This window comes from Bacillus sp. FSL K6-2819 (genome assembly GCF_038008305.1).
Taxonomy (GTDB): Bacteria; Bacillota; Bacilli; order Bacillales; family Bacillaceae; genus Bacillus; species Bacillus amyloliquefaciens.
Window position 1 is genome coordinate 3,873,631 of the sequence record NZ_JBBOYV010000001.1, and the last position, 20,743, is coordinate 3,894,373.

The window sequence follows — 20,743 nt, forward strand, 5'->3', positions numbered from 1 at the left end:
ATTCCAGTTGGAGTGGATTTTTTATCTATACCTGTTAAATACGTTCTTTATCTTATTCATAGCAATTTGGGAAGTTCGTCGGCCTGCCAAGGCTTTGAATTGGATAATAATCGTCCTTTTTTTACCTGTCATTGGTTTCTGGCTATATCTTAGCATATCAAACCCTAGGTTTATTCATCGAAAAAGATTGACCTGTTCTAAAAATGAATCTAACAAATTACCTGAGACATTCGGTGCTTCAGCATCGGTAATTGCCAATGCTTTACGGCATTTCACTGTGAATGGGCTTCGAATGGGCCAAGTCCAAGTGTTTAACAATGGGATAGCAAAATATGATCAACTCCTTGTATCCCTGCAAAAAGCCCAAGAAACCATTGATCTGGAATATTTCATCTATCGGAACGACCAAATTGGTAATCGAATCACAGAACTGCTAATCGAAAAAGCATTAAATGGAGTGCAGGTTCGTTTTATGAGAGATAGCTTGGGGAGTTATAAATTCCCGCGTGAAAAAATCCGGCAGATGGTTGAAGCAGGGATAGAATGCAGGACAATATTTCCTCTGCGATTTCCCTGGATTTTGTCCAATTGGAATTATCGGGATCATTGTAAGATTGTGACGATTGACAGAAAGGAATCCTTTACTGGCGGTATGAACGTTGGGTATGAATATACAGGATTAAAGCCAGACGTAGGATTTTGGAGGGACACTCATTTGCAAATTATAGGGGAAGCAACAGGCGACTTGCAGACTGTTTTTGATGTTCATTGGGAAATCGCTGTGCCGGAAAGGATAAAATCAAAAACAAATTTGAAAACAAAATCAGAGGTAACGAAAATCAATTCAATCGGCAGAGCAGATCATTCCAAATGGTCAGCCGAATTGGGATCAGAGTTGAGCACCCTTGATGATAAAGAAATGGACATATCCGGAAAAACTAGGACATTGCATAAAGCGTATATCCATACGTTGGAAGGAAACCCTGGAATTCCTACCCCAGTCATTCGGCAAGCTTACTTTATATGTATAACACAGGCGACCAAGACTATTGATTTAACAACACCCTATTTTGTACCAGAAACGGATATTATCATGGCATTAAAGACAGCAGTAACTCGTGGTGTCCGTGTAAGATTGCTGGTTCCTCGCCACAATAATCAAAAAATCGTGGGTCTTGCAAGCCGTACTTATTACGGAGAACTTATAGAAGCTGGAGTTCAAATCTACCAGTACGACAAAGGAATGATACATGCGAAGGTGTTGACCATCGATGAGGAGATTGCTGCCGTAGGCTCAGCAAACTATGATATGAGAAGTTTTCGCCTGAATTATGAGGTGTGTCAAGTCGTGTACAGTGCTGATGTGGCAAGGGAACTCACAGAGCAGTTCGAGAGGGATCTTACTGATTCTGTACCATTAAGAATTGAAGACTTGTTGCAACGATCCCTGACCGAGCGCATTGTTGAACAGGGTGCTCGCGTGCTTTCTCCATTATTATAAGTTGAAAAAACCGGTATTATTTATCTTTCTGATTTTAATTAGCTTACATGTTGTAATATAAATATTTTAAAACATGAGGATTTTTGAAATCGAGTGAAATATAAAATGGAGGAATAAATTTTGGGTGAAGTTTTTTTGGGTTTACTGACAATCAAAGTCATAGTAGGTTTTGCAACTTTATTTTTTATCATTATCATAACAGGCAGAACATCCATCTATCAGTTAAACCCCGTTTCACTTAGTTTTTGTGTTAGTACTTGGAGATTTTTTAGGAAATAACATTTATGAAGATAAGGTAGGGATTTTTCATTTTTTATATGCCATCGGATTGTGGACGTTTCTTATGTTGGGAATAGAGTTTATGACTCTAAAAAATAAATCGACACGTTCTCTCTTATTAGGCAATCCTAACATCATCATTCGAGATGGTGTTATGGACAGAGATGTAAATCAAGTATTGAGTATACTCCGTCAAAATAATGTCTTTTCAGTTCGCGAAGTCAAATACGGTATATTGGAAGCTAATGGGCAAATAAGTTTATTATTAAAATCCAAGTATCAAAAACCAGATCTCAATCTTCCAGAAAGTCCAGTAGACCTCCCAACATCGTTAATTATAGATGGGGAAATTTTATGGGATAATTTACATGAACTCGGATTTGATCAACAGTGGTTAGATAACCAATTAACTACCAATGGATATGATAATGTAAAGCGTATACTTTACGCAGATTGGCGAGAGAGTGAAGGCATACATGTAAGTCCTAAATAAAATTTGTTAGGATAAGAGCACATCAATTTTCTTGGTGAATATAAACTTTAGTCTTCAACAATCAGGCGCTTTAATGAAGTAACTAAAGCCTAATTTTTCACTTATAACACCGAGAAATTAGACTTTTTATATTTTGGTTTCCTTAACGTTGTAAATCCGCATTTTCCTGACGCTACCCCAAATTCACCTTATCATGTAAATGCTCGTAAATAAAAAGGGGATGGACGAGATTGGAAACGAAATATTTAGATCTGCTCGCACAAAAATACGATTGTGAAGAAAAAGTGGTCACAGAAATCATAAATCTGAAAGCAATACTGAACCTGCCGAAAGGAACCGAGCATTTCGTCAGTGATTTGCACGGGGAGTATCAGGCATTCCAGCACGTGCTGCGGAATGGTTCAGGAAGAGTAAAAGAGAAGATCCGCGATATTTTCAGCGGTGTCATTTACGATAGAGAAATTGATGAACTGGCAGCATTGGTCTATTATCCGGAAGACAAACTCAAATTAATCAAACATGACTTTGATACAAAAGAAGCATTAAACGATTGGTATGAAGAAACGATTCATCGAATGATTAAGCTCGTTTCTTATTGCTCTTCCAAATACACCCGCTCCAAATTGCGCAAGGCGCTGCCTGCCCAATTTGCTTATATTTCTGAAGAGCTGCTGTACAAAACAGAACAAGCCGCCAACAAGGAACAATATTATTCCGAAATCATAGAACAAATCATTGCGCTCGGCCAAGCCGATAAGCTGATCACCGGTCTTGCATACAGCACGCAGCGATTGGTGGTCGACCATCTGCATGTTGTCGGCGATATTTACGACCGCGGACCCCAGCCTGATAAAATTATGGAAGAACTGATCAACTATCATTCAGTGGATATTCAATGGGGGAATCATGATGTTCTCTGGATAGGCGCCTATTCCGGCTCGAAGGTATGCCTGGCCAATATTATCCGCATCTGTGCCCGCTATGACAACCTGGATATTATTGAAGACGTCTACGGCATCAACCTGAGACCGCTCTTGAACCTGGCCGAAAAATATTATGATGATAACCCGTCTTTCCGCCCGAAAGCGGATGAAAACAGACCAGAAGATGAAATTAAGCAAATCACAAAAATTCATCAGGCGATCGCGATGATCCAATTCAAGCTTGAGAGCCCGATTATCAAGAGACGGCCGAACTTTAACATGGAGGAACGGCTGTTACTGGAAAAGATTGATTATGATCGAAATGAAATCACGCTGAACGGAAAAACATATCAACTGGAAAACACCTGCTTTGCGACGGTTAATCCAAAGCAGCCGGATGAGCTATTAGAGGAAGAAGCGGAAGTCATGGACAAGCTGCTGTTCTCTGTTCAGCATTCCGAAAAGCTGGGCCGCCATATGAACTTTATGATGAAAAAAGGCAGCCTTTACTTAAAATACAACGGCAACCTATTGATTCACGGCTGTATTCCTGTCGACGAAAACGGCAGCATGGAAACGATGATGATTGAGGATAAAGCCTATGCGGGCCGTGAGCTGCTCGATGTATTTGAACGGTTCTTACGGAATGCCTTCGCCCACCCGGAAGAAACCGATGATCTGGCGACAGACATGGTCTGGTATTTATGGACAGGCGAGTATTCCTCCCTCTTCGGAAAACGCGCCATGACGACCTTTGAGCGGTATTTCATTAAAGAGAAAGAAACGCATAAAGAAAAGAAAAACCCGTATTACTATTTGCGCGAAGACGAGGCAACCTGCCGAAACATCCTGAAAGAGTTCGGTCTCAACCCGGATCACGGCCATATCATCAACGGCCATACACCGGTAAAAGAAATCGAAGGCGAAGATCCGATCAAAGCAAACGGAAAAATGATCGTCATCGACGGAGGCTTCTCTAAAGCCTACCAATCCACAACAGGCATCGCCGGCTACACGCTCTTATACAACTCTTACGGCATGCAGCTCGTCGCCCATAAACACTTTAACTCAAAGGCCGAAGTGCTGAGCACCGGAACCGACGTCTTAACAGTGAAACGCTTAGTCGACAAAGAGCTGGAGCGGAAGAAAGTAAAAGAAACGAATGTTGGCGAGGAACTGCTGAAGGAAGTGGCTATTTTGGAGAAACTGCGGGAGTATCGGTATATGAAGTGAGAAATTTTCAGGGTTCAGAGGTGATTCTCTGGGCTCTTTTTTACGGTTTTCCGTAACAGTCATACTGAGACCCTTCCACTTTATTTAAAACCGATTTAACAGCTTCTTCAATCTCCTTATAACCCGTACATCTGCAAATATTGGACTCCAGCCAATTTTTTATCGTTTCATCACTTGCATTTGGCTCAGTATTCACTAAAGCATGACAATTCATTAGAAAACCCGGCGTACAATAACCGCACTGAAACGCAAATTTTTCAACAAAGGCCTTTTGAATTGGCGTATTGATGAGGCCTTCAATTGTCGTAATTTCCCTTCCTTCACCTTCTGCCGCAAGCATTAAACAAGATTTCATCGGTATCCCATCCATTAAAACCGTACAGGCGCCGCAATCACCATTTAAGCAGCCTGGCTTTGAACCAGTTAACCCAAGACGAAGACGAAGGGCATATAACAAAGTATCGGCCGGTCTGACAGTAATCTGTCTTTCCTGGCCATTTACTTTCAATGTAATAGGATCAGACATGTGGACCTCCTTCTAATTCATATAAGGCATCTAAGATTGTATGCTGTAAAACAAATATTCGATAGTCGCTTGAGCCTTCTGCGCCATCAAGAATAGGTTTCGGCAGATACTGTAAAGACCTGCGTACCCTTTCTTCTAATGAGCAGCTTTTATCGTTAAACATAGCCTCCATTTCAACAGAACGAAAAGGAAATGGACATACGCCGCTAAAGGCCATTCTAATCTTTTCATCTTTTTTCAGTGCACAAACTGTCACCAATGGATATCCGACATTCCACTGCTGTCTTCTTTTTATACTGACAAATGGCAAGTCTGTATACGTCCGGTCTATAACGATATGAAATAAAAAATCTCCTTTTTGCAGTTGTATTTCCCTGTTAAATATTTTATTTATAGAATGGTAATGAAGCCCCGCTCTCCCTGCAATCCCTATCAAACTATCCGAAATCAGCAACGGCAGCACGGCCTCACGGTAATAGATGCTCCCGCAAATATTTCCGCCCAGACTGATTTTATTTCGAGTCGTCCGATCCGCAATTTCACTCACTGTTTTACTTAATAACGGGAATGGATTTTCTTCCTCCACTTTCGTTAATGACACACCCGCTCCGATTACCAGATCATTTTCATAAAAACCAATGGTATGAAATCCCGGAAGTGCGTTAATATCTATCACCGCATCCGTATAGATGAGATTCAGCCTTCCTAACGTTATAATTTCTGTACCGCCGGAATAATACATTGGTGTTTTCTTTTCGGCCGCAAGAGAGTGAAATAGATTAGTTGTTTCTTGAATGGTCTTCGGTTTAAAATAGTCAAAATCAAACGGTATCATCTTTCCACCCCATTTGCGTCCTCCATAATTGTTCGGGAATGAGAGGGAGCTGATTCAATTGGACACCTAAAGCGGCAGAAAGGCAATTTCCTAATGCTGCCGGCATCCCCAACAGTCCATGTTCCCCTGCGCCGCGTGCTCCATAAGGCGCAATAACATGCGGGGTTTCAACAAATTCAATGATATATTCAGGCTGCTCTCCATAGTGAAGGGGTCTGTATGTTCTAAGTTGAGGATTTAATACTCTTCCATATGGATCAAAATCAAAGGTTTCTCTTCCTCCAAATGCGATTCCCATACTCATCCCCCCCATCACTTGACCCAATGCAGCTTTTTCATTCAATACAGTTCCTATATCCACAACAGAATAAGCTTTTGTAATTCGATACGTATAATCCCGTTTATCCAGCTCAACTTCAATTCCCTGAGCACCTACAGCCCACTCGGGTCCCGGCTTTCCTTTTCCGGTTTCCGGGTCTAAATTCGTCATCCGGGTTAATGTGTAGCTGCCGCTCGCCATAATTTGCCCGCCAATGGTATTTCCATTTGGAAACGTATATCCGTAAGCGATGTCTTTTATGTCAACATACACATTCGGATTATCTAAAAAATAAACCTTTCCATCAGCCACTTCTAATTCCTCGACAGGAACTCTTAAAACACATGATGCCACGGCCTTAAGCTTTCGAATGGCTTCCTCCGCCGCATTCAGTACGGCTCTTCCTCCCATTAAAGTCCCTCTGCTGCCTACGGTTTTCCAGTGCTCAGGTGTTGTTTGTGTATCTATAAGCATTTTTACGTGAATTTTACTTATATCCATTTTCATTCGTTCCGCTAAGATTTGGGCTAACACTGTTTTTGTCCCTGTGCCAATTTCCACTACCCCTGACATCAAATTAATGCTTCCGTCAGGATTAAAGGTTAAAATAACCCCTGAAGTTGCATTTGTATCAAATGTTGACGTTTTCCAAATACAGCTGATCCCCTTTGCCCGTATCTTCCGATCATCGATTTCAATTCTCTGTCCCTCATCCCAATTCATTAATTCCTTCAATCTTTCAATACATTTTGGTACATTTCCGACCGTGCTTGAATTGAGAAGAACTTGAGTAGGGGTCGTATCACCGGGACGAATGGCATTTTTATAGCGGAGTTCCAACGGGTCCATATTCAGCTTTTCCGCCAATACATCCATTGTTCGCTCAAAGGCAAATAAAACTTCAGCATGACTGTAGCCTCTATATGCACTGAGATATGGATGATTCGTATACATACAATATGAATCACACCATACATGGTCGATTGCGTATGGACCCGTACAATCAACCACTGCGGCTCGACTGACGTCAACTCCTTTATCAGAGTATGCTCCGCTATCAAATAAAAACTGAATGTCTGCCGCCTTTAAGATTCCATCCTTTGTTGCGCCTAATTTTACAATGGCATCCAATCCTATATGAGCAGGAGACGTAATCATATCCTCTTCTCTCGAATTAAATAATTTTACGGCCCGGCCTCCAGCCGCTTTTGATGCCAAATAGGCAATAACCTCTAACTGAACCGCTGATTTTCCCCCGTATGCCCCTCCTACTAAAGGTGTTTTGACGATAACCTTTCCGGGTTCTATTCCAAAATACCACTGCATTAATTTTTTAATGGCAAAAGGAGCTTGAGAGGATGTTGTAATGATAATGTCCCCATCAGCTTGAATTTCAGCAATCGAGCATCTTGTTTCCATAGCAGCGTGATCAGAGGGATTAAAGGAAATGTTGAACTCTGCTGTCACATGACTTTCCCTGAACCCGACTTCAATATTTCCTTTTCTGACTTTATCCAGGTTTGCGATATTCGTCTTCGGAACGGGATAAACACCTTCCTTCTTCTCATAACGGTCCAAATGTTCATGGACGAGGGGAGCATCCTTTTGGAAGGCCTCCCGGGGAGAATTTACGACGGGAAGAGGTTGATAGGACACCTTGATGGCATGCACTGCCTTTTTAGCTATGATCGGATTTTCCGCAACAACAACAGCAACCGGCTCACCGTGGTATCTGACTTTTTTATAAGCAATCGGCGACCTGTCTTTAATTTCTTCACCGACGAGCGGAAAAGGTTCATCCCCCAATATCGCTATTACTCCGGGAATCTTCCAAGCTTCTGAAAAGTCAATAGATGCAATATCGGCATGAGCATATGGACTGATCAGCATTTTCGCGTGCAGTGCACCTGTTTCTTGAAAATCATCTGTATATTTCGCCTTACCTGTCACTTTTTCAAGGGCTTCTTTTCGAATAACACTTTTCCCGATATACCCCAACTCATTCACTCCCCGAATTTATTCAGCAGCAGAGTATAATCTTCAACTGTATCTACGTCATAAAAAAGCAAAGGGTCTTGAAAGCTGATCATTTTTCCCGTATTACTTTTACGGATTACATACCGAGCGCCTTGGTCTCCCTTTAACTGATGCAATAGCGGAAAACATTGTTTGGAGAATAGGATTGGGGGCATAGGAAGATGTTGATTTTCAGCAGCAATAAATGAATAGCGGTGCTCCTTTTGATAGGAATCAATTAACGTATTGATGATATCTGCGGTGACAAATGGCTGATCTGCAAGAAGAATGATAACAGCGTCAGCCTCATACTCTAACGCTCTTTTTAACCCGCATTGTATGGAGTGGCCTTGGCCCTTATCCGCTTGTTCGCATTCTACTTGGCTCCACTTATTTACCATAGGATCTAAAAAGAAAAAAGCCGAGAGCCAATGCAGTGAATCTCCCTTTCTGGTGATAATGAAAATATGATCTAATTTAGATAACAAGGTATTTTTAAGCGCTATACTTCCCAGAGAAACTCCATTGAGAAATAAACTTCGCTTATCCGTCCCCATACGTCTGCTTGTACCGGCTGCCAGGTAAATGGCTGCTGTTTTCATAAAACAGACCCTTGTTTTCGCATTTTTTTGATCATCTCGCCAACAATACTTACGGCAATTTCCTCAGAGCCTTATGCGCCAATGGAAAGTCCGATAGGGGAATGAATATCCTCCGGAATCTCAGCCCCGCCTAATAGGCGTTCCGTACGCCTTCTGGGGCCTAATACACCTTTATAAAACACATCTTCATCTTTGAATTTATGTAAAATGGTCCGATCTTTTTGAAAGCTGTGTGTCATTATGATAATAAAATCCCTGTGTGTAATGCTCAGGCCCTCCATTACTTCTTCCAATACTCCGACAATCAAATGGCCGGCTGCAGGAAAATGGCCGTTATGACATAAAGCAGGACGCCAGTCAATCACCGTCACATGAAAGCCCGTACCAGCCGCCAAAGAAACCAATGGCTTAGCATCTTCGCCCGCTCCAAAAACATATAAACAAGGTTTTGGAATCATCTGATGGATAAAAAATAAATCAGATGTATGTTCATCCTTTTTGATTCCCTTTTCCGTATCATAAAGGGGGTTTTTCAGTTTTTGAACTTGCTCCATAAAATCCCCGGTTCCAAACACGCTGCCGTCTTCAGCTATATACATATCTTCCTTTGGCTCTAACGTTTCCGTGAATCGTTTCACTCGGGTCACAGACTTTTTTCCATCTAAACATTTCTTGACTGTCAGCAGATGTCTTTCCAATTCCCCTTTGACAGGCTCAAGTAAAACCGTCAAAACACCGTTACAGCCAACGCCCTGCCCCCAGGATAAATCGTCCTCCGCACTCATATCAAAGTGAACAATCAACGGCTCTCCCGCAGCCCACACCTGCTCTGACCTTTCAGCAAGATCGTCTTCCAGACAACCGGCGGATAACATTCCGACTCTTGTTTTGTCCCCTAAAATTAACATGGAGGCGCCTTCTTTCTTATAAGCGGACCCCTCTGTTTTAATGATGGTAGCCAGTACCTTAGGTTTTGCAGAATTCGCGATGACATCCAAAATCCGGTGTATATCATCCATTTTGATTTCCCCCGCTTTTACCTGATCATATCTGCATCTGTATAACCATATTCTTTTTTTCCAGAAAACATTACAAACGTTTCAGCAATTTCTTCGTTTCTAAAAAAAAAGAGTCTTTAAAGACCTTATGATCGGGCGGCGGGTACAACTGCATTTTGGAACGGAGAGCTTCCAATAACATGTTCTGTTCCTTCTGTTTCCAATTGTCTGTTTCACCCTGCTGTATTCCTTTAAAACCCTCAAAAAATTCACTTAACACTTTGAAGTCATTGCCCAGCTCCATTTTGTCACTTGAAGATAAAAGCCCTTCTTTTTCCCATTCTTTTAACGTTTTCACTATATTTGATATATACTCATACCCTGCATTCATCTTTTGTATCTCTATTTGATATCTTGAAAGAATGATTTTATGCTTTTTACGGATTGGGTTGAATTTTAAGCTGTCAGAGGCTGTTTGCAGCATCTCTTTTGCCGTATGCAGCTCCTGCAGAAGATTGTTCATTTTATACTCCACAAGGTTCCCCTTTCCTTGTCCCCACTCTGATTGAACCCATTTGGAAAGGTCAGAAAGTGTGTCAGAAAGCTGACGAGCCAATGATCGAAATGAGTCCGCTGCCTTTTTTGTAAAGTCCGGCGGAAAAAGGAACATATGAACCAGAATAGCGATGATGACGCCGATCACCGTATCGATTATTCGATCCATTGCATAATCTTTGGAGTGTCGTTCAAACGTAAATACCAATAAAATGGTGAGGGCTACCTGATGTAAAACCGTTTCATCTATTCGTAACCACCTTGCAATATAGGTCCCGCCTAATAGTAACAGCCCCAGCATCCAGCCATTCATTGGCAAGTGACTGACAAGATAGGATGTTAACAAGATCCCAATCGCAGTTCCCGCAATACGATGAAAAGAAAATCGAATCGACTGATCTATGGTTGGCTGCAAACATAAGATAACAGATAGAGGTGCTAAATAGGGGTGATGAGAGCCCGCCAGTTTTGCCGCTTCCCAAGAAACAGCAGAGGCAAGCGCCATCTTCCAAACCAACGATGTGTTGTTTTGATTTTTTTTACTTGTTTTCACCATACGCCCCCTCCTTTCAAAAACCTTTTCCATTAGGTTTCCGTTACGCAAAGGGATTTATACTGATATATGGAAAAAGCGAAAAGAAGGGAGAACGTTAGCAAATGATACATTATTTACTACTCTTGCAGGTGCTTCACCTTTCTTGATAGCTTCGCCCCAGATATGAAGACCGCCCCCCTATGACTTTCGAAGGGAAACACACAAACCTTGTTGGTTAAGCGCAATGGAATTGGGTGAATTTTTTATCATTTTATATGGTAAGGGTTTAAGAAGCAGAATGCCTTTGTTAGTATGGCAACCAAAGGAGGAGGATCAATTATGCAAAGCAGAATAAAGCTAACCGCAGTGAAACTGGCAGCCTTGGTATTCCTAGTAGGTGCCTTTGCCCTCCCGGTTTTACCTCATGCTGCGGCTGCCGCAGAATCCCAAGCTACATACAAAGTTGAAAACCTCAACGACAGTGAGCTGAAGATGACGTTCAATCATGCAGATGTTCATATTGACGCTAAAGGCAATGCAACCCTAAAAGACAACATAACGGGCGAGGAGCAGGCTCTTCCGAAAAGCTCTACTGACAAAAATGGTGACCCCGTTACACTGAAATACGAAAAAATCAAAAATGGCGTTTTAGTCAAAGTAGTAAACAAAGACTCTGGAAAAACGAGCGGGGCAATCAGCACCCAATCAGTCGGGAAATGTATTTTAGGTACTGGCGGCGGTGCGGTAACTGGCGGAGGCACACTGGGTCTTGCAGGAGCTGCTGTAGGAACCGTCACAATACCCGGCATCGGAACAGTAGGAGCGGGTGCCGTTGGAGCAATTACCGGCGCTGTTGGCGGCGCAATGACAGGAGCTGCCGCATCTTGCTTTTAATCATGAAGAAAAAGGGGCCCGCGCCCCTTTCTTTCACTAACTATGGAAGGTGGTCAACATGTACAAAATCATCATTCCTTCAATACTAACCATCTTCATTCTCTGGATACTCTTACAGATTTCCCTGGAGATAAGCATCGTTAAGAATCCATTGAATTATTTTATTGTATTCATTGTCTTCTTTCTCTTTATAAAGATGGTGAAAGAGAAGCAACAGTAGTTTGCAACTAATAAGCTGGAAACCAGATTTGTGTTGGAATCTGGTTTTTTTGTGTTTTTATTCACTATATATAAATCCTTTGCTGAAAGACAACAACAGAATCAACAGAAAACTAAACTCTAACGGCTATTTTGTCAAATCGGTCTGCTAAATGTTATTAGCAAAATTTTCATTAAACCCTATATCAAATTACTTGATACTATAGTTAATTTCGCTCGATCTTTCACTCACAATTTCTGCAATTCTTTTGCTTCAATTTCAACACTAAATCCCGTTCTCTTTAACTTAAAAATCAAATCCTCAGAAAAATCTTTTACCTTATACTTATCAATAAAAATAGTTAAATTGCTTTTTGCTCTTGAGCAACCAACATAAAAAAGTCTGTACGCAGACAGAACTCCGTACACAGTACTCTCTTTAAAACATTTTTTAAAGTTTGTAACATTAGGTTTTAGAAGATATGCATTGTAAAAGTCTTCACAAAGATCTTTAAATATCCAATTATTCTCGAAATATTTGCATAATTCTTCAACTCTTGTTTTTAGATAAGTTGCATGTGCCTCATACTTTTCTTTATTCAAATCTGATATTTTACATGCTAAATGGTCAATTGTATCTTCAATCCACTTTTTATAATCATAATAAAAGGATTCTAGAGAATCTAACGATAGTTCTGTAATAGTCCATAGTTTTAAGAATTTATACATATGAACCAGCGGTGTTCTAAAGGAATCGTCCGCAATGAAGAAAACAGTATTATGACTCTCTCCTTTTACACCATGTTGTGTCGAAACTTTCGGGTCTTTCAAATAGTTTGACAGTGCCTTGAATTCGTTTATTGTAACTGCTAACACTCCAATATATTCATTAGATATATTATCTATATATTCCTCTTTTATAACTCTAGAGCCTCTTAATAAAGTTAAAAATTCATATATTGAGCTGTCTTTCTGATAAAAATCATATATTTGTTTTAATAGATTGTTTAAGTTAACTTTATCCTGATGACTAGTAATTGTACCAATTCTAGTATCAAATATTTTTTGATTCCTTTTAAGGGTTTGAATTATACTGCCAAGATTAAAATCCTCATAATAACTTAGAATTTTATCTACTATAAAAAGCAACTTTAAAAGAGGATCTTTATTTTCATTTGTATTATCAGATAAGACATCACTAGCATTTAGTTGGTTTACTTGTGAATATCTATCCAATCTATTAAATTGTCTGTAAAATTCTCCAGCGCCTATCGAATCAAACCTTTGTTGATTTAATAAAAATAACAATAAAGCATTCGGATAAATTAATTGTTCCCTTTTTATTCTTTTTTGAATGTTATCACACAATACTACTCTTGGTGGATGGTCTGGTTTATTAGCTCGGTTTTTATCGGATGAGATTTGTTTGAATTCCTTATCATTATATATATTATTTAATATAGAAACGATATCTGGTATTGACCGATGATTAGTATCTAATTTAATTTCATTATTTAGAGTTTTTAATTCTTTTTCAAATGACCCATCATAGTTTTTATATATTTGTTGCATTTTGTCGCCAAGAAAATAGAGTTTTGAGCTAGTATTTAGTCCTGCTTTATAAAACATTTTTAATACACTGGGAGCAGAGTCTTGGTACTCATCTATAAAAATCAATTGATACTTTTGAGTTAATCTCTTCTTGATTTTAGGAAACTTTTCGAATACCTTTTCTGCAAATATGAGCAAACTATCGTGAGACAAACCTCCTTTGTAAAGATGATTGTTTGAAGTTTCATTATAATAAATAGAACTTATATTAGTTTTTATCACTTCTAAGGTTAAACAACCAAACTTATCGATATACTTCTTGTTTCTAGCTAGTACATGTTCTTTCTCTTCCTTGTTCTCAATATTCCCTCTGATTAAATCCCCAAATAACTCCATATATAAATCTATCATTTCATTTTTACAAAAATAGATTCTTAAAAATTTATGTAAAAATGAATGAATTGTGCTTATGTGAATCCCTTCTTCATCCAGTCCCTTTTTAAGCTCTTCTGCAGCTCTCTTTGTGTAAGTAATACAAAGTATATTATCAAGTGGATGTTTTATCTTATGGTTTACAATCATTGATTTTATTTTAGTTGTTTTGCCACTACCTGCTGGAGCATTAATGAGAAAAATATTATCAACTAATTTTGCAGCCAATCTAATCCCTCCTTAATATAATTAGGAAGCATCTTTTCTATTAGACCATTTAAAATAACTGAGTACATAAAATCAGTTTTATTATTCTCTGAATGTCTAACAATATCTCTAATACTGTATTTTTCATCTTTATCTAAATCATCTTTTTTAGATTTATCAGGGTTTGGAATAGTATATTTAAGATTATCGCTATTTCTTTTCTCAATCCAGAAACTTCTATCTTTTTTTTCTAACACATTCAAATTATAAAATTTTGAGAGCATAGCTTCTTCTAAAGTCCGAGCATATTGTTCAGATTTTCCTTGATAATTAATTAGGACTAATCCTCCAAGAATCTTATTCTCACCTTTGTCTTTCCATTCATACAAATCAAGTATTGTTGGAGACTTTATTTCTTTTGATAAATCATAATAGGTGTTGATTGTTGCATTTGTTGTTTTAGACTCTTTTACTGCTTCTACAGTTGTTGCATCTTTTTTATAATCTAGATCAGTTAAAACAAGAGTTTTTATCTTCAGAAAATTTATCACCTTACTATATTTATGTGCGTATGCTCCGCCAACTTGAACATAGGCTATGTATTTTTGGTTAAGTTCTTCATATATATCTAGAGTCAATAACTTTCTTATAAGCAACCTTTCTGTGTCACCCTCATATAGAATTACTCTATCTGCAAAAACTATTTCAGAAAATCCTATTTCATAAAACCAATCATAAAATGTATCCAAAGTGGTGTCACCACTCAAGCCTTTTTTAAACATAGAAAAATCGTAAATTTTACTTTCTAACTGATCTATTGGTCGTGAAACTCTTAAATTTTTCATTTCCGTTAGGCGCACCATTTCTCCGGAATGAGTAGTTATTAACCCCTGTATTTTTTTTTGAAGATAGTAATCTTTTAAATACTTCCCAAAGATTCGTTGCATTTGGGGGTGCATATGTGATTCAGGCTCTTCTACCACAAATAGGTTGACTAATAGCGGATCAATTTTTCTTTTATATGTTTCCAACTGTAGCAGTATATAAATCATATTACTGTAACCTAATCCTTGGGAGGCTTCATTGAGGAAATAACCTTCATATTGATATTTAGTGTTAGTTATTTGATTAAGAAGAGAGGTTATTGTGCCTTCGTTAATATCTATATCAAGGATCATACTCCCTGTATTGCCTCCACTTGCTTTAGCAATTGTTTTAACCGCATTGCTAAGACCTTTCACCGATGTGTCTCTTACCTTATCAATAATCTCCGTATCTTGTATTGGACTTAGTATTTGGTCTGGTAAGTTCTCTAATAGGGCACCTAGTTTTTCATCATGAGTTGCGAGCTCAACCATATTTTTACTTAAACTTTTAAAGTTACCATTACTCTGATCATCGAGTGGTCTACCTGCATTAATATATCTAAAATTAAACAGTCTTCGAAAAGTTGAAATGTCAATTTCGACTTTATCAGTATAATCGCTATCACTAAAGTAACATTTCTCAATTATACTCGCTTCATAAATTGACAATATTACCTCTTTAAATTGTCGTATTTTTAATGTTGGATCTTTTGAGGAATGAATTTTTTTATATCTTGCATATAATTTTTTATAATTTTCCTCCAATGCTTGTCCAAAGGATACATAAGTAGGTTGAAATGAATATTCAAAATAGAAGCTTTTATTATCCGGATTCAAATCCATAATAAAATCGGCAAACTTTCTAATATCGTCCTCTTCACTATAATCTATTCTAAAACGTATAGATGTTGCAGGTATTATTAGATCACATTCTAAATTAAACAATTCAGTACTAAATAGCTTGTTTATAATTCTCTCTACTGTAGATAATTGATCATCGCCTTCCTTAAAGCACAGTATAAAGGTCTCATAAACTTCATCTACCCATTGTTTTGATAGCCTTACTGGTATATCCGAAATAAAAAATGGCGTTTTGCCATTTTGCATTATAGATCCAATTAAATTAATCATAGAAGTCTTACCACTATTATTAGCACCTGCAAGCAAGGTAACGTCGTCAGCCATTGAAAATGCTTCGTTTTTAAACTTCCTATAATTTTGTATAGTAACACCTTTTAAAAGCAATTTAAGAACCCCCAGATGAATTTCCGATTTTATAAAACCCCACTCACTTATGATAAGGCTCCCCACGATTAATCCGAAACGCCCGATAAATCTGCTCAACTAGTATGAGACGCATCAACTGATGAGGAAACGTCATCTTCGAAAATGACAGCTTGTCGTCTGCCCTTTTCATGACGGCGTCGCTTAGGCCGAGTGAGCCGCCGATGACGAAGGTGATTTTGCTTTTTCCATAAGTCGCCAGCTTATCTATTGTATCGGCCAGTTCTTCGGATGTTTTCATCTTTCCTTCGATGGCGAGGGCGATGACGTGGGTGTCCGGGCTGATTTTGGCCAGGATGCGTTCGCCTTCTTTGTCTTTGACGATTTTCATATCTTGGTCGCTCAGGTTTTCCGGGGCTTTTTCGTCCGGGAGTTCGATGATGTCGATTTTCGCGTAGGCTGAGAGTCGTTTTTTGTATTCTTCAATGCCTTGCTTGAGGTATTTTTCTTTTAGTTTTCCGATTGTCACAATATTGATATTCACAGGTCATCCCCACTTTAGAAACAAGTTATTCATATATATTGTCCACAATTGTGGATATCTTTTCTGTATTTTGTGTAGGATCATTCGTTCCCTACTAGATATGTTGCGGTGTCCCCACATAATTCACAGGCTGTGGATAAACTGTTAGTATGTTCGATTTTTCTGATTTCGGGCGGAAGCTCATGATCATCTATGTACATGTCCAGCACGGTTTCGATATGTTCTTCACAAGAATAATAAGCGGTTTTCATTGTTACATCCTCCGGTTTTCTTTTGCACACGGCAATTGTTCTCTTCTCAATATAACCTATTTATACACATGTTAGTAGTGCTTCGGGCTGAGTTTTATCCACAATTCGGCAAATTCCGCGCAAAAAGAGCCGGCGTTTGCAGCATCCGGCTCTTTACGTGTTTTCTCTTTTTTCTATGCGAAGTACGAACAGAATTCCTAATATACACGCCAGCAGTGCAGAGCATACATTAATCCAGTCCGGCTTTCCGCCGGTTAAAAAATAGTTGGTTATTACGGAAACCAGGAGAATGGTTACGGTCACCGCGGCAAGCTTTTTCTTCATCGGCTCCCTCCTTCACCTGACTGTCTTCTGCTTTTACGGGTAAAATTCCTCTATCTCTATGTTCGGTCGGCTTTTTTTCTTGCTATTTAGTCTTATTATGAGGGTCACAACGATATATACAATCATAATCAATGTCCCGTTACTCACATCAGGATATCCAATCAACATATTCATCATCACAAAAACAATTGTTATACATATGACGGACAACAATAAGAAGATACTGAATGATTTCAAATTAAACACCTTCTTTCTTGCAGTAGCGTTTCATTAAAAAAAAGCTTACCAAAAGCGGCAAGCTCTTACCAAATGTTCGTACTTCAAAACCCATCCATCACCTGCACGTCATACAGCTTGAGATGGCTTTTCGGCGTGACGATGTTTTTCAGGTTTGGGATGGTCCGGTCGTTCAGCTTTTTGCCCGTTTTCAGATCGAAGGATTCGATTTTGGCGGGTTTTTTGTAGCTGTACGTGAAGAGATACAGCTTTCCGTTTTGATGGGTCAGGTCTTTGAAATCAGCCTTCATTCCTGATGCAGGGAGGGTGAAGGCTTTTTTGCTTTTTCCGGTTTCAGGGTTGATGCGGTATACGGTTCCGAAGCCGTCAACGAAATAGAGGCTGCGCTGCTCCATAAAAAAGCTGTTTTTGAAGCTGAACGGCATGGAGTCATAGAGGGTCTGTTCGTCATTTTTATAAGAGGCGATGTCATACGTTTTGATAGCGCCGCTGTTTCTCATGACTTTCACCATTTGATAGATGTGGTCGGCTTTTTCTCCTCTTGTGAGAAAGTAGACGGCGCTGTCATCAGCGGCGAGCTGGGATTCGACAGACGTGCCTTCTTTATACGTCCATGTCGCGATTGTATTTGTATGGAGCCTCTCTTTATCGGCCTGAATGTCTTGAACGTGATAGCCTTTTTCGTCATCTGTCGGCGTGAGTGCGAAAAGATGATCTTTAAAAAAGCCTGAGGCGCGGATATAGTGCGGGATGACGTCTTGCTTCCACTTGCCGTCAATCTGGCGGTACAGCTCTGAGCGATAGCTGCCGCCGCTTTTGTCGTAGCCTGAGTTATACAGCGTGTAGAAGCCTTCCGTCCGGTCAATATATCCCGCGCTGTCCCCCGTATGCTGGTACGCTCTTTTATACGTGTGAAGGCCGTCCTGAACAGTGTAAATCCCTTTTTTGTCCTCCAGCAGGACGCTTTCGTCATGCACTTTGGCCGATCCGAGTTCTAGCCCTTTCATTTGATAAGAAAAGAGCCGGCCTTTTTTATCAGCAAATAGAGCATAGCTTTTTCCGCCGCCGAACGTGTCCTGGTCAGCCGTAGTGGAGAAATACAGCAGCGCCTCTTTATCTTTCAGAAAATCAGGATCATTTAATGTTTCCCTCTCAACCTCCGCAGGCTCTTCCGTGCGAAAATGGAAGAAGCATAAGACCGCTGCAGCGATGATGATCACTAAGGGTATCCAGATGATTTTTTTCACGTTTTTCTCCTTAGTTAATGGTGAGAATCGTTGTCGTATAAGGTGAGCTTGTGATGTCGCGCGGATATACGCCCAGGCCGCCGTTAGAGTCAATGTCGATTCCGGCTTTTAGGAGGAACGCTGACCACAGCAGTTTCGAGCAGTTTTTGGCGCCTTCATGGCCTGTATTTCGGTTATTGACGAAGTTGAAGGAGTACTCGTCGCCGACTCGTGATACGGCCCAGTCAGCAGCGGCTTGTTTTTGGGCATCGGTGACTTTCACGGTTTGTACGATTGAATTATCCTCGACTTCTCTTCCGTTATAGGCGATTTGGCGGACGCCGTCTCCCGGTACGGATTCGACGATCTTATCAGCGGCAGAATACATGCCGACATGGCCGTGGTTGTAATAGGCCGTGTATGAGTTCGTGTAATAAATATTGCCTTTTGTGCTTTTCGGAAGTTTTTTGGTGCCTGACGATCCGCCCATCGCAGATAGCCCTTCTTTGGAAGCGTTTACATCTCCTTGCACCTTGTCTGCCGTAATTTCTTGATGAAACTGCTTGAGAATCGCTTCTGTTGACACGTGCTTCTGTTTGGCGAGCTCTTTGGCTGATTGGAGAACGTCTTGAGGGGTCGTGCCCTGCTGAAGCTCTGCGATTTCTTTTGCATAGCGGGATGTTTCTGTTTCTTTCGCTTTTACATTCATACCGGAGAAGGACAGAACCATGGTGAATGACAGGGCAAACGGGAGGACGGCTTTGAACAGCTTTTTACACATCATTACTTCGCCTCTTTTCTTAGAGTATAATTTTTCCACATATGCATTATATGACAGAATTGTGATAAAAAAATAGACAATTTACAGATTTTTAAAAATTTTATAACAATAAGGAAAAGATATGCATAAAACCACCTTGAAATATCAGGAAATCTGGTTATCATATACACAAGATAGGAAAGGGGGAGAAATATGAAATACAGAACAATCGGTTCGATGCGGGTTTCCTCATTGGGGTTAGGGTGCATGGGCATGTCGGAATACTACGGCAGCCAGAGTGAGGAAGAGTCCATTTCCACACTGCATCATGCCGTTCATCTCGGGGTGAATTTGTTTGATACGGCTGATCAATATGGATTGGGCGCGAATGAAGAGCTTGTCGGCAGAGCGCTTGCCCCGTACAGAAAGGAGCTTTACCTCGCAACTAAATTCGGCTATGTCCGAAGTGAAAAGGGCGAGTTTATTGAAATCAACGGCCGGCCCGATTATGTCAAAAAAGCGTGTGACGCCAGTCTGAAACGCCTCGGGACGGATTATATCGACCTTTATTATCTGCACCGGGTTGATCCGCGGGTGCCGATTGAAGAGACTGTCGGCGCTATGAAGGAGCTAGTTGAAGAAGGAAAGGTGAGGTATATCGGCCTGTCAGAGGCTTCCCCAGAAACGATCAGGCGCGCCGGCCGCATCCATCCGATTGCCGCGCTTCAATCAGAGTATTCTTTATGGAGCAGGGAAGCGGAGGAGCATGTGCTGCCCGCCTGCCGCGAGCTCGGCATCTCATTTGTGCCTTACAGTCCGCTCGGCAGAGGTTTTCTGACCGGAAAGATGACGTCGACAGATCAGCTTGATGCCGACGATTACAGAAGAAGAACACCGAGATTTCAGGGAGACAATTTGGCGGTGAATATAAGACTCGTCCAAAAACTGACCGACATTGCCCGGGAAATGAATATGACCGCGCCTCAGCTTGCGCTCGCATGGGTTCTCGCAAACGGTGATGATCTCATCCCGATTCCGGGTACAAAAAAGAAACATTACTTGGAAGAGAACCTTGCCGCTCTTGACATTACGCTTCCCGAAGAAGTGAAGGCGCAGTTGGATGAGATGTTTCCGATCGGCACGGCGGCCGGCGAGCGTTATCCGCATCATATGATGACATTGTTAGATGAATAACAAAAGAGGCCCATCGTGCG

18 protein-coding genes and 2 pseudogenes are annotated in these 20,743 nt (G+C 40.3%); 7 read left to right on the forward strand and 13 right to left on the reverse strand.

The annotated features are described in order from the left end of the window. The first annotated feature begins 7 nt into the window (after window positions 1–7). From MHH91_RS20160 to fbp, 4 genes and pseudogenes are all read left to right on the forward strand, one after another. The gene (locus MHH91_RS20160) at window positions 8–1,501 is read left to right on the forward strand and encodes a phospholipase D-like domain-containing protein (protein ID WP_013352389.1); all 1,494 of its coding nucleotides are present in this window, start codon (window positions 8–10) and stop codon (window positions 1,499–1,501) included. 247 nt (window positions 1,502–1,748) lie between these two features. After that, window positions 1,749–1,802, forward strand: a pseudogene (locus MHH91_RS20165) (hypothetical protein); the annotation flags it as partial. A gap of 60 nt (window positions 1,803–1,862) precedes the next feature. Continuing rightward, complete coding sequence (locus tag MHH91_RS20170; protein WP_076983292.1) at window positions 1,863–2,273, forward strand: DUF421 domain-containing protein; 411 nt, start codon at window positions 1,863–1,865, stop codon at window positions 2,271–2,273. A gap of 230 nt (window positions 2,274–2,503) precedes the next feature. Then, the gene (gene fbp / locus MHH91_RS20175; RefSeq protein ID WP_013354186.1) at window positions 2,504–4,429 is read left to right on the forward strand and encodes a fructose-1,6-bisphosphatase; all 1,926 of its coding nucleotides are present in this window, start codon (window positions 2,504–2,506) and stop codon (window positions 4,427–4,429) included. 40 nt (window positions 4,430–4,469) lie between these two features. Here the strand turns inward: fbp and MHH91_RS20180 are convergent, their stop codons facing one another. The 6 genes and pseudogenes from MHH91_RS20180 to MHH91_RS20205 form a co-directional block, all read right to left on the reverse strand. Then, window positions 4,470–4,955 (reverse strand): (2Fe-2S)-binding protein, encoded by a 486-nt coding sequence (locus tag MHH91_RS20180; RefSeq protein WP_013354187.1) that lies wholly within the window; start codon window positions 4,953–4,955, stop codon window positions 4,470–4,472. Then, complete coding sequence (locus MHH91_RS20185) at window positions 4,948–5,790, reverse strand: FAD binding domain-containing protein (RefSeq protein WP_013354188.1); 843 nt, start codon at window positions 5,788–5,790, stop codon at window positions 4,948–4,950. The genes MHH91_RS20180 and MHH91_RS20185 overlap by 8 nt, the downstream gene beginning before the upstream one ends. After that, window positions 5,777–8,107 carry a xanthine dehydrogenase family protein molybdopterin-binding subunit gene (locus MHH91_RS20190; protein ID WP_013354189.1) on the reverse strand — a complete coding sequence of 777 codons (2,331 nt, stop codon included), beginning with the start codon at window positions 8,105–8,107 and terminating at the stop codon, window positions 5,777–5,779. Before MHH91_RS20190 ends, MHH91_RS20185 begins: the two co-directional genes overlap by 14 nt. A gap of 5 nt (window positions 8,108–8,112) precedes the next feature. Beyond that, the gene (locus tag MHH91_RS20195; protein WP_013354190.1) at window positions 8,113–8,727 is read right to left on the reverse strand and encodes an NTP transferase domain-containing protein; all 615 of its coding nucleotides are present in this window, start codon (window positions 8,725–8,727) and stop codon (window positions 8,113–8,115) included. Further along, window positions 8,724–9,746: pseudogene (locus MHH91_RS20200) on the reverse strand (XdhC family protein). Before MHH91_RS20200 ends, MHH91_RS20195 begins: the two are co-directional and overlap by 4 nt. A gap of 70 nt (window positions 9,747–9,816) precedes the next feature. Next, window positions 9,817–10,836, reverse strand: coding sequence for an FUSC family protein (locus tag MHH91_RS20205; RefSeq protein WP_013354192.1), 1,020 nt, complete (start codon window positions 10,834–10,836; stop codon window positions 9,817–9,819). Between the two features lie 318 nt (window positions 10,837–11,154). Between MHH91_RS20205 and MHH91_RS20210 the strand changes: the two genes are divergently transcribed. Together MHH91_RS20210 and MHH91_RS20215 are read left to right on the forward strand one after the other, a co-directional pair. Continuing rightward, a complete protein-coding gene (locus tag MHH91_RS20210) occupies window positions 11,155–11,709 on the forward strand; it encodes a hypothetical protein (protein WP_013354193.1) in 555 nt (184 codons plus the stop codon). Between the two features lie 58 nt (window positions 11,710–11,767). Further along, window positions 11,768–11,929 carry a hypothetical protein gene (locus tag MHH91_RS20215; RefSeq protein ID WP_014471284.1) on the forward strand — a complete coding sequence of 54 codons (162 nt, stop codon included), beginning with the start codon at window positions 11,768–11,770 and terminating at the stop codon, window positions 11,927–11,929. A 227-nt stretch (window positions 11,930–12,156) separates the two neighbouring features. Here the strand turns inward: MHH91_RS20215 and MHH91_RS20220 are convergent, their stop codons facing one another. From MHH91_RS20220 to MHH91_RS20250, 7 genes are all read right to left on the reverse strand, one after another. After that, window positions 12,157–14,118, reverse strand: a complete 1,962-nt coding sequence (locus MHH91_RS20220; RefSeq protein WP_118977685.1) for a UvrD-helicase domain-containing protein — start codon at window positions 14,116–14,118, stop codon at window positions 12,157–12,159. After that, entirely contained in the window at window positions 14,103–16,208 is a 2,106-nt protein-coding gene (locus MHH91_RS20225) for an AAA family ATPase (protein WP_014471288.1), read from the reverse strand. Before MHH91_RS20225 ends, MHH91_RS20220 begins: the two co-directional genes overlap by 16 nt. 43 nt (window positions 16,209–16,251) lie before the next feature. Next, window positions 16,252–16,731: a 23S rRNA (pseudouridine(1915)-N(3))-methyltransferase RlmH gene (gene rlmH, locus MHH91_RS20230; protein WP_013354196.1), complete on the reverse strand. Its 480-nt coding sequence runs from the start codon at window positions 16,729–16,731 to the stop codon at window positions 16,252–16,254. Window positions 16,732–16,811: 80 nt separating this feature from the next. Next, window positions 16,812–16,982 (reverse strand): CxxH/CxxC protein, encoded by a 171-nt coding sequence (locus MHH91_RS20235; RefSeq protein ID WP_004393147.1) that lies wholly within the window; start codon window positions 16,980–16,982, stop codon window positions 16,812–16,814. A 153-nt stretch (window positions 16,983–17,135) separates the two neighbouring features. Then, complete coding sequence (locus MHH91_RS20240) at window positions 17,136–17,306, reverse strand: hypothetical protein (RefSeq protein WP_013354197.1); 171 nt, start codon at window positions 17,304–17,306, stop codon at window positions 17,136–17,138. 320 nt (window positions 17,307–17,626) lie between these two features. Beyond that, window positions 17,627–18,790 (reverse strand): hypothetical protein, encoded by a 1,164-nt coding sequence (locus MHH91_RS20245; protein ID WP_013354198.1) that lies wholly within the window; start codon window positions 18,788–18,790, stop codon window positions 17,627–17,629. A 10-nt stretch (window positions 18,791–18,800) separates the two neighbouring features. Beyond that, window positions 18,801–19,550: a YiiX/YebB-like N1pC/P60 family cysteine hydrolase gene (locus MHH91_RS20250; RefSeq protein ID WP_014472398.1), complete on the reverse strand. Its 750-nt coding sequence runs from the start codon at window positions 19,548–19,550 to the stop codon at window positions 18,801–18,803. A 192-nt stretch (window positions 19,551–19,742) separates the two neighbouring features. Between MHH91_RS20250 and MHH91_RS20255 the strand changes: the two genes are divergently transcribed. Then, on the forward strand, window positions 19,743–20,723 hold the full coding sequence (locus MHH91_RS20255; RefSeq protein WP_013354200.1) for an aldo/keto reductase: 981 nt from the start codon (window positions 19,743–19,745) through the stop codon (window positions 20,721–20,723). Window positions 20,724–20,743 lie beyond the last annotated feature (20 nt).

Excerpts from the sequence above, each read along its gene's own strand:
- MHH91_RS20195 (WP_013354190.1), bottom strand. The coding sequence starts at position 8,727 with ATGAAAACAGCAGCCATTTACCTGGCAGCCGGTACAAGCAGACGTATG.
- MHH91_RS20180 (WP_013354187.1), bottom strand. The coding sequence starts at position 4,955 with ATGTCTGATCCTATTACATTGAAAGTAAATGGCCAGGAAAGACAGATT.
- MHH91_RS20170 (WP_076983292.1), top strand. The coding sequence starts at position 1,863 with ATGACTCTAAAAAATAAATCGACACGTTCTCTCTTATTAGGCAATCCT.
- MHH91_RS20255 (WP_013354200.1), top strand. The coding sequence starts at position 19,743 with ATGAAATACAGAACAATCGGTTCGATGCGGGTTTCCTCATTGGGGTTA.
- MHH91_RS20240 (WP_013354197.1), bottom strand. The coding sequence starts at position 17,306 with ATGAAGAAAAAGCTTGCCGCGGTGACCGTAACCATTCTCCTGGTTTCC.
- MHH91_RS20250 (WP_014472398.1), bottom strand. The coding sequence starts at position 19,550 with ATGTGTAAAAAGCTGTTCAAAGCCGTCCTCCCGTTTGCCCTGTCATTC.
- MHH91_RS20210 (WP_013354193.1), top strand. The coding sequence starts at position 11,155 with ATGCAAAGCAGAATAAAGCTAACCGCAGTGAAACTGGCAGCCTTGGTA.
- MHH91_RS20235 (WP_004393147.1), bottom strand. The coding sequence starts at position 16,982 with ATGAAAACCGCTTATTATTCTTGTGAAGAACATATCGAAACCGTGCTG.
- MHH91_RS20215 (WP_014471284.1), top strand. The coding sequence starts at position 11,768 with ATGTACAAAATCATCATTCCTTCAATACTAACCATCTTCATTCTCTGG.
- MHH91_RS20185 (WP_013354188.1), bottom strand. The coding sequence starts at position 5,790 with ATGATACCGTTTGATTTTGACTATTTTAAACCGAAGACCATTCAAGAA.
- MHH91_RS20205 (WP_013354192.1), bottom strand. The coding sequence starts at position 10,836 with ATGGTGAAAACAAGTAAAAAAAATCAAAACAACACATCGTTGGTTTGG.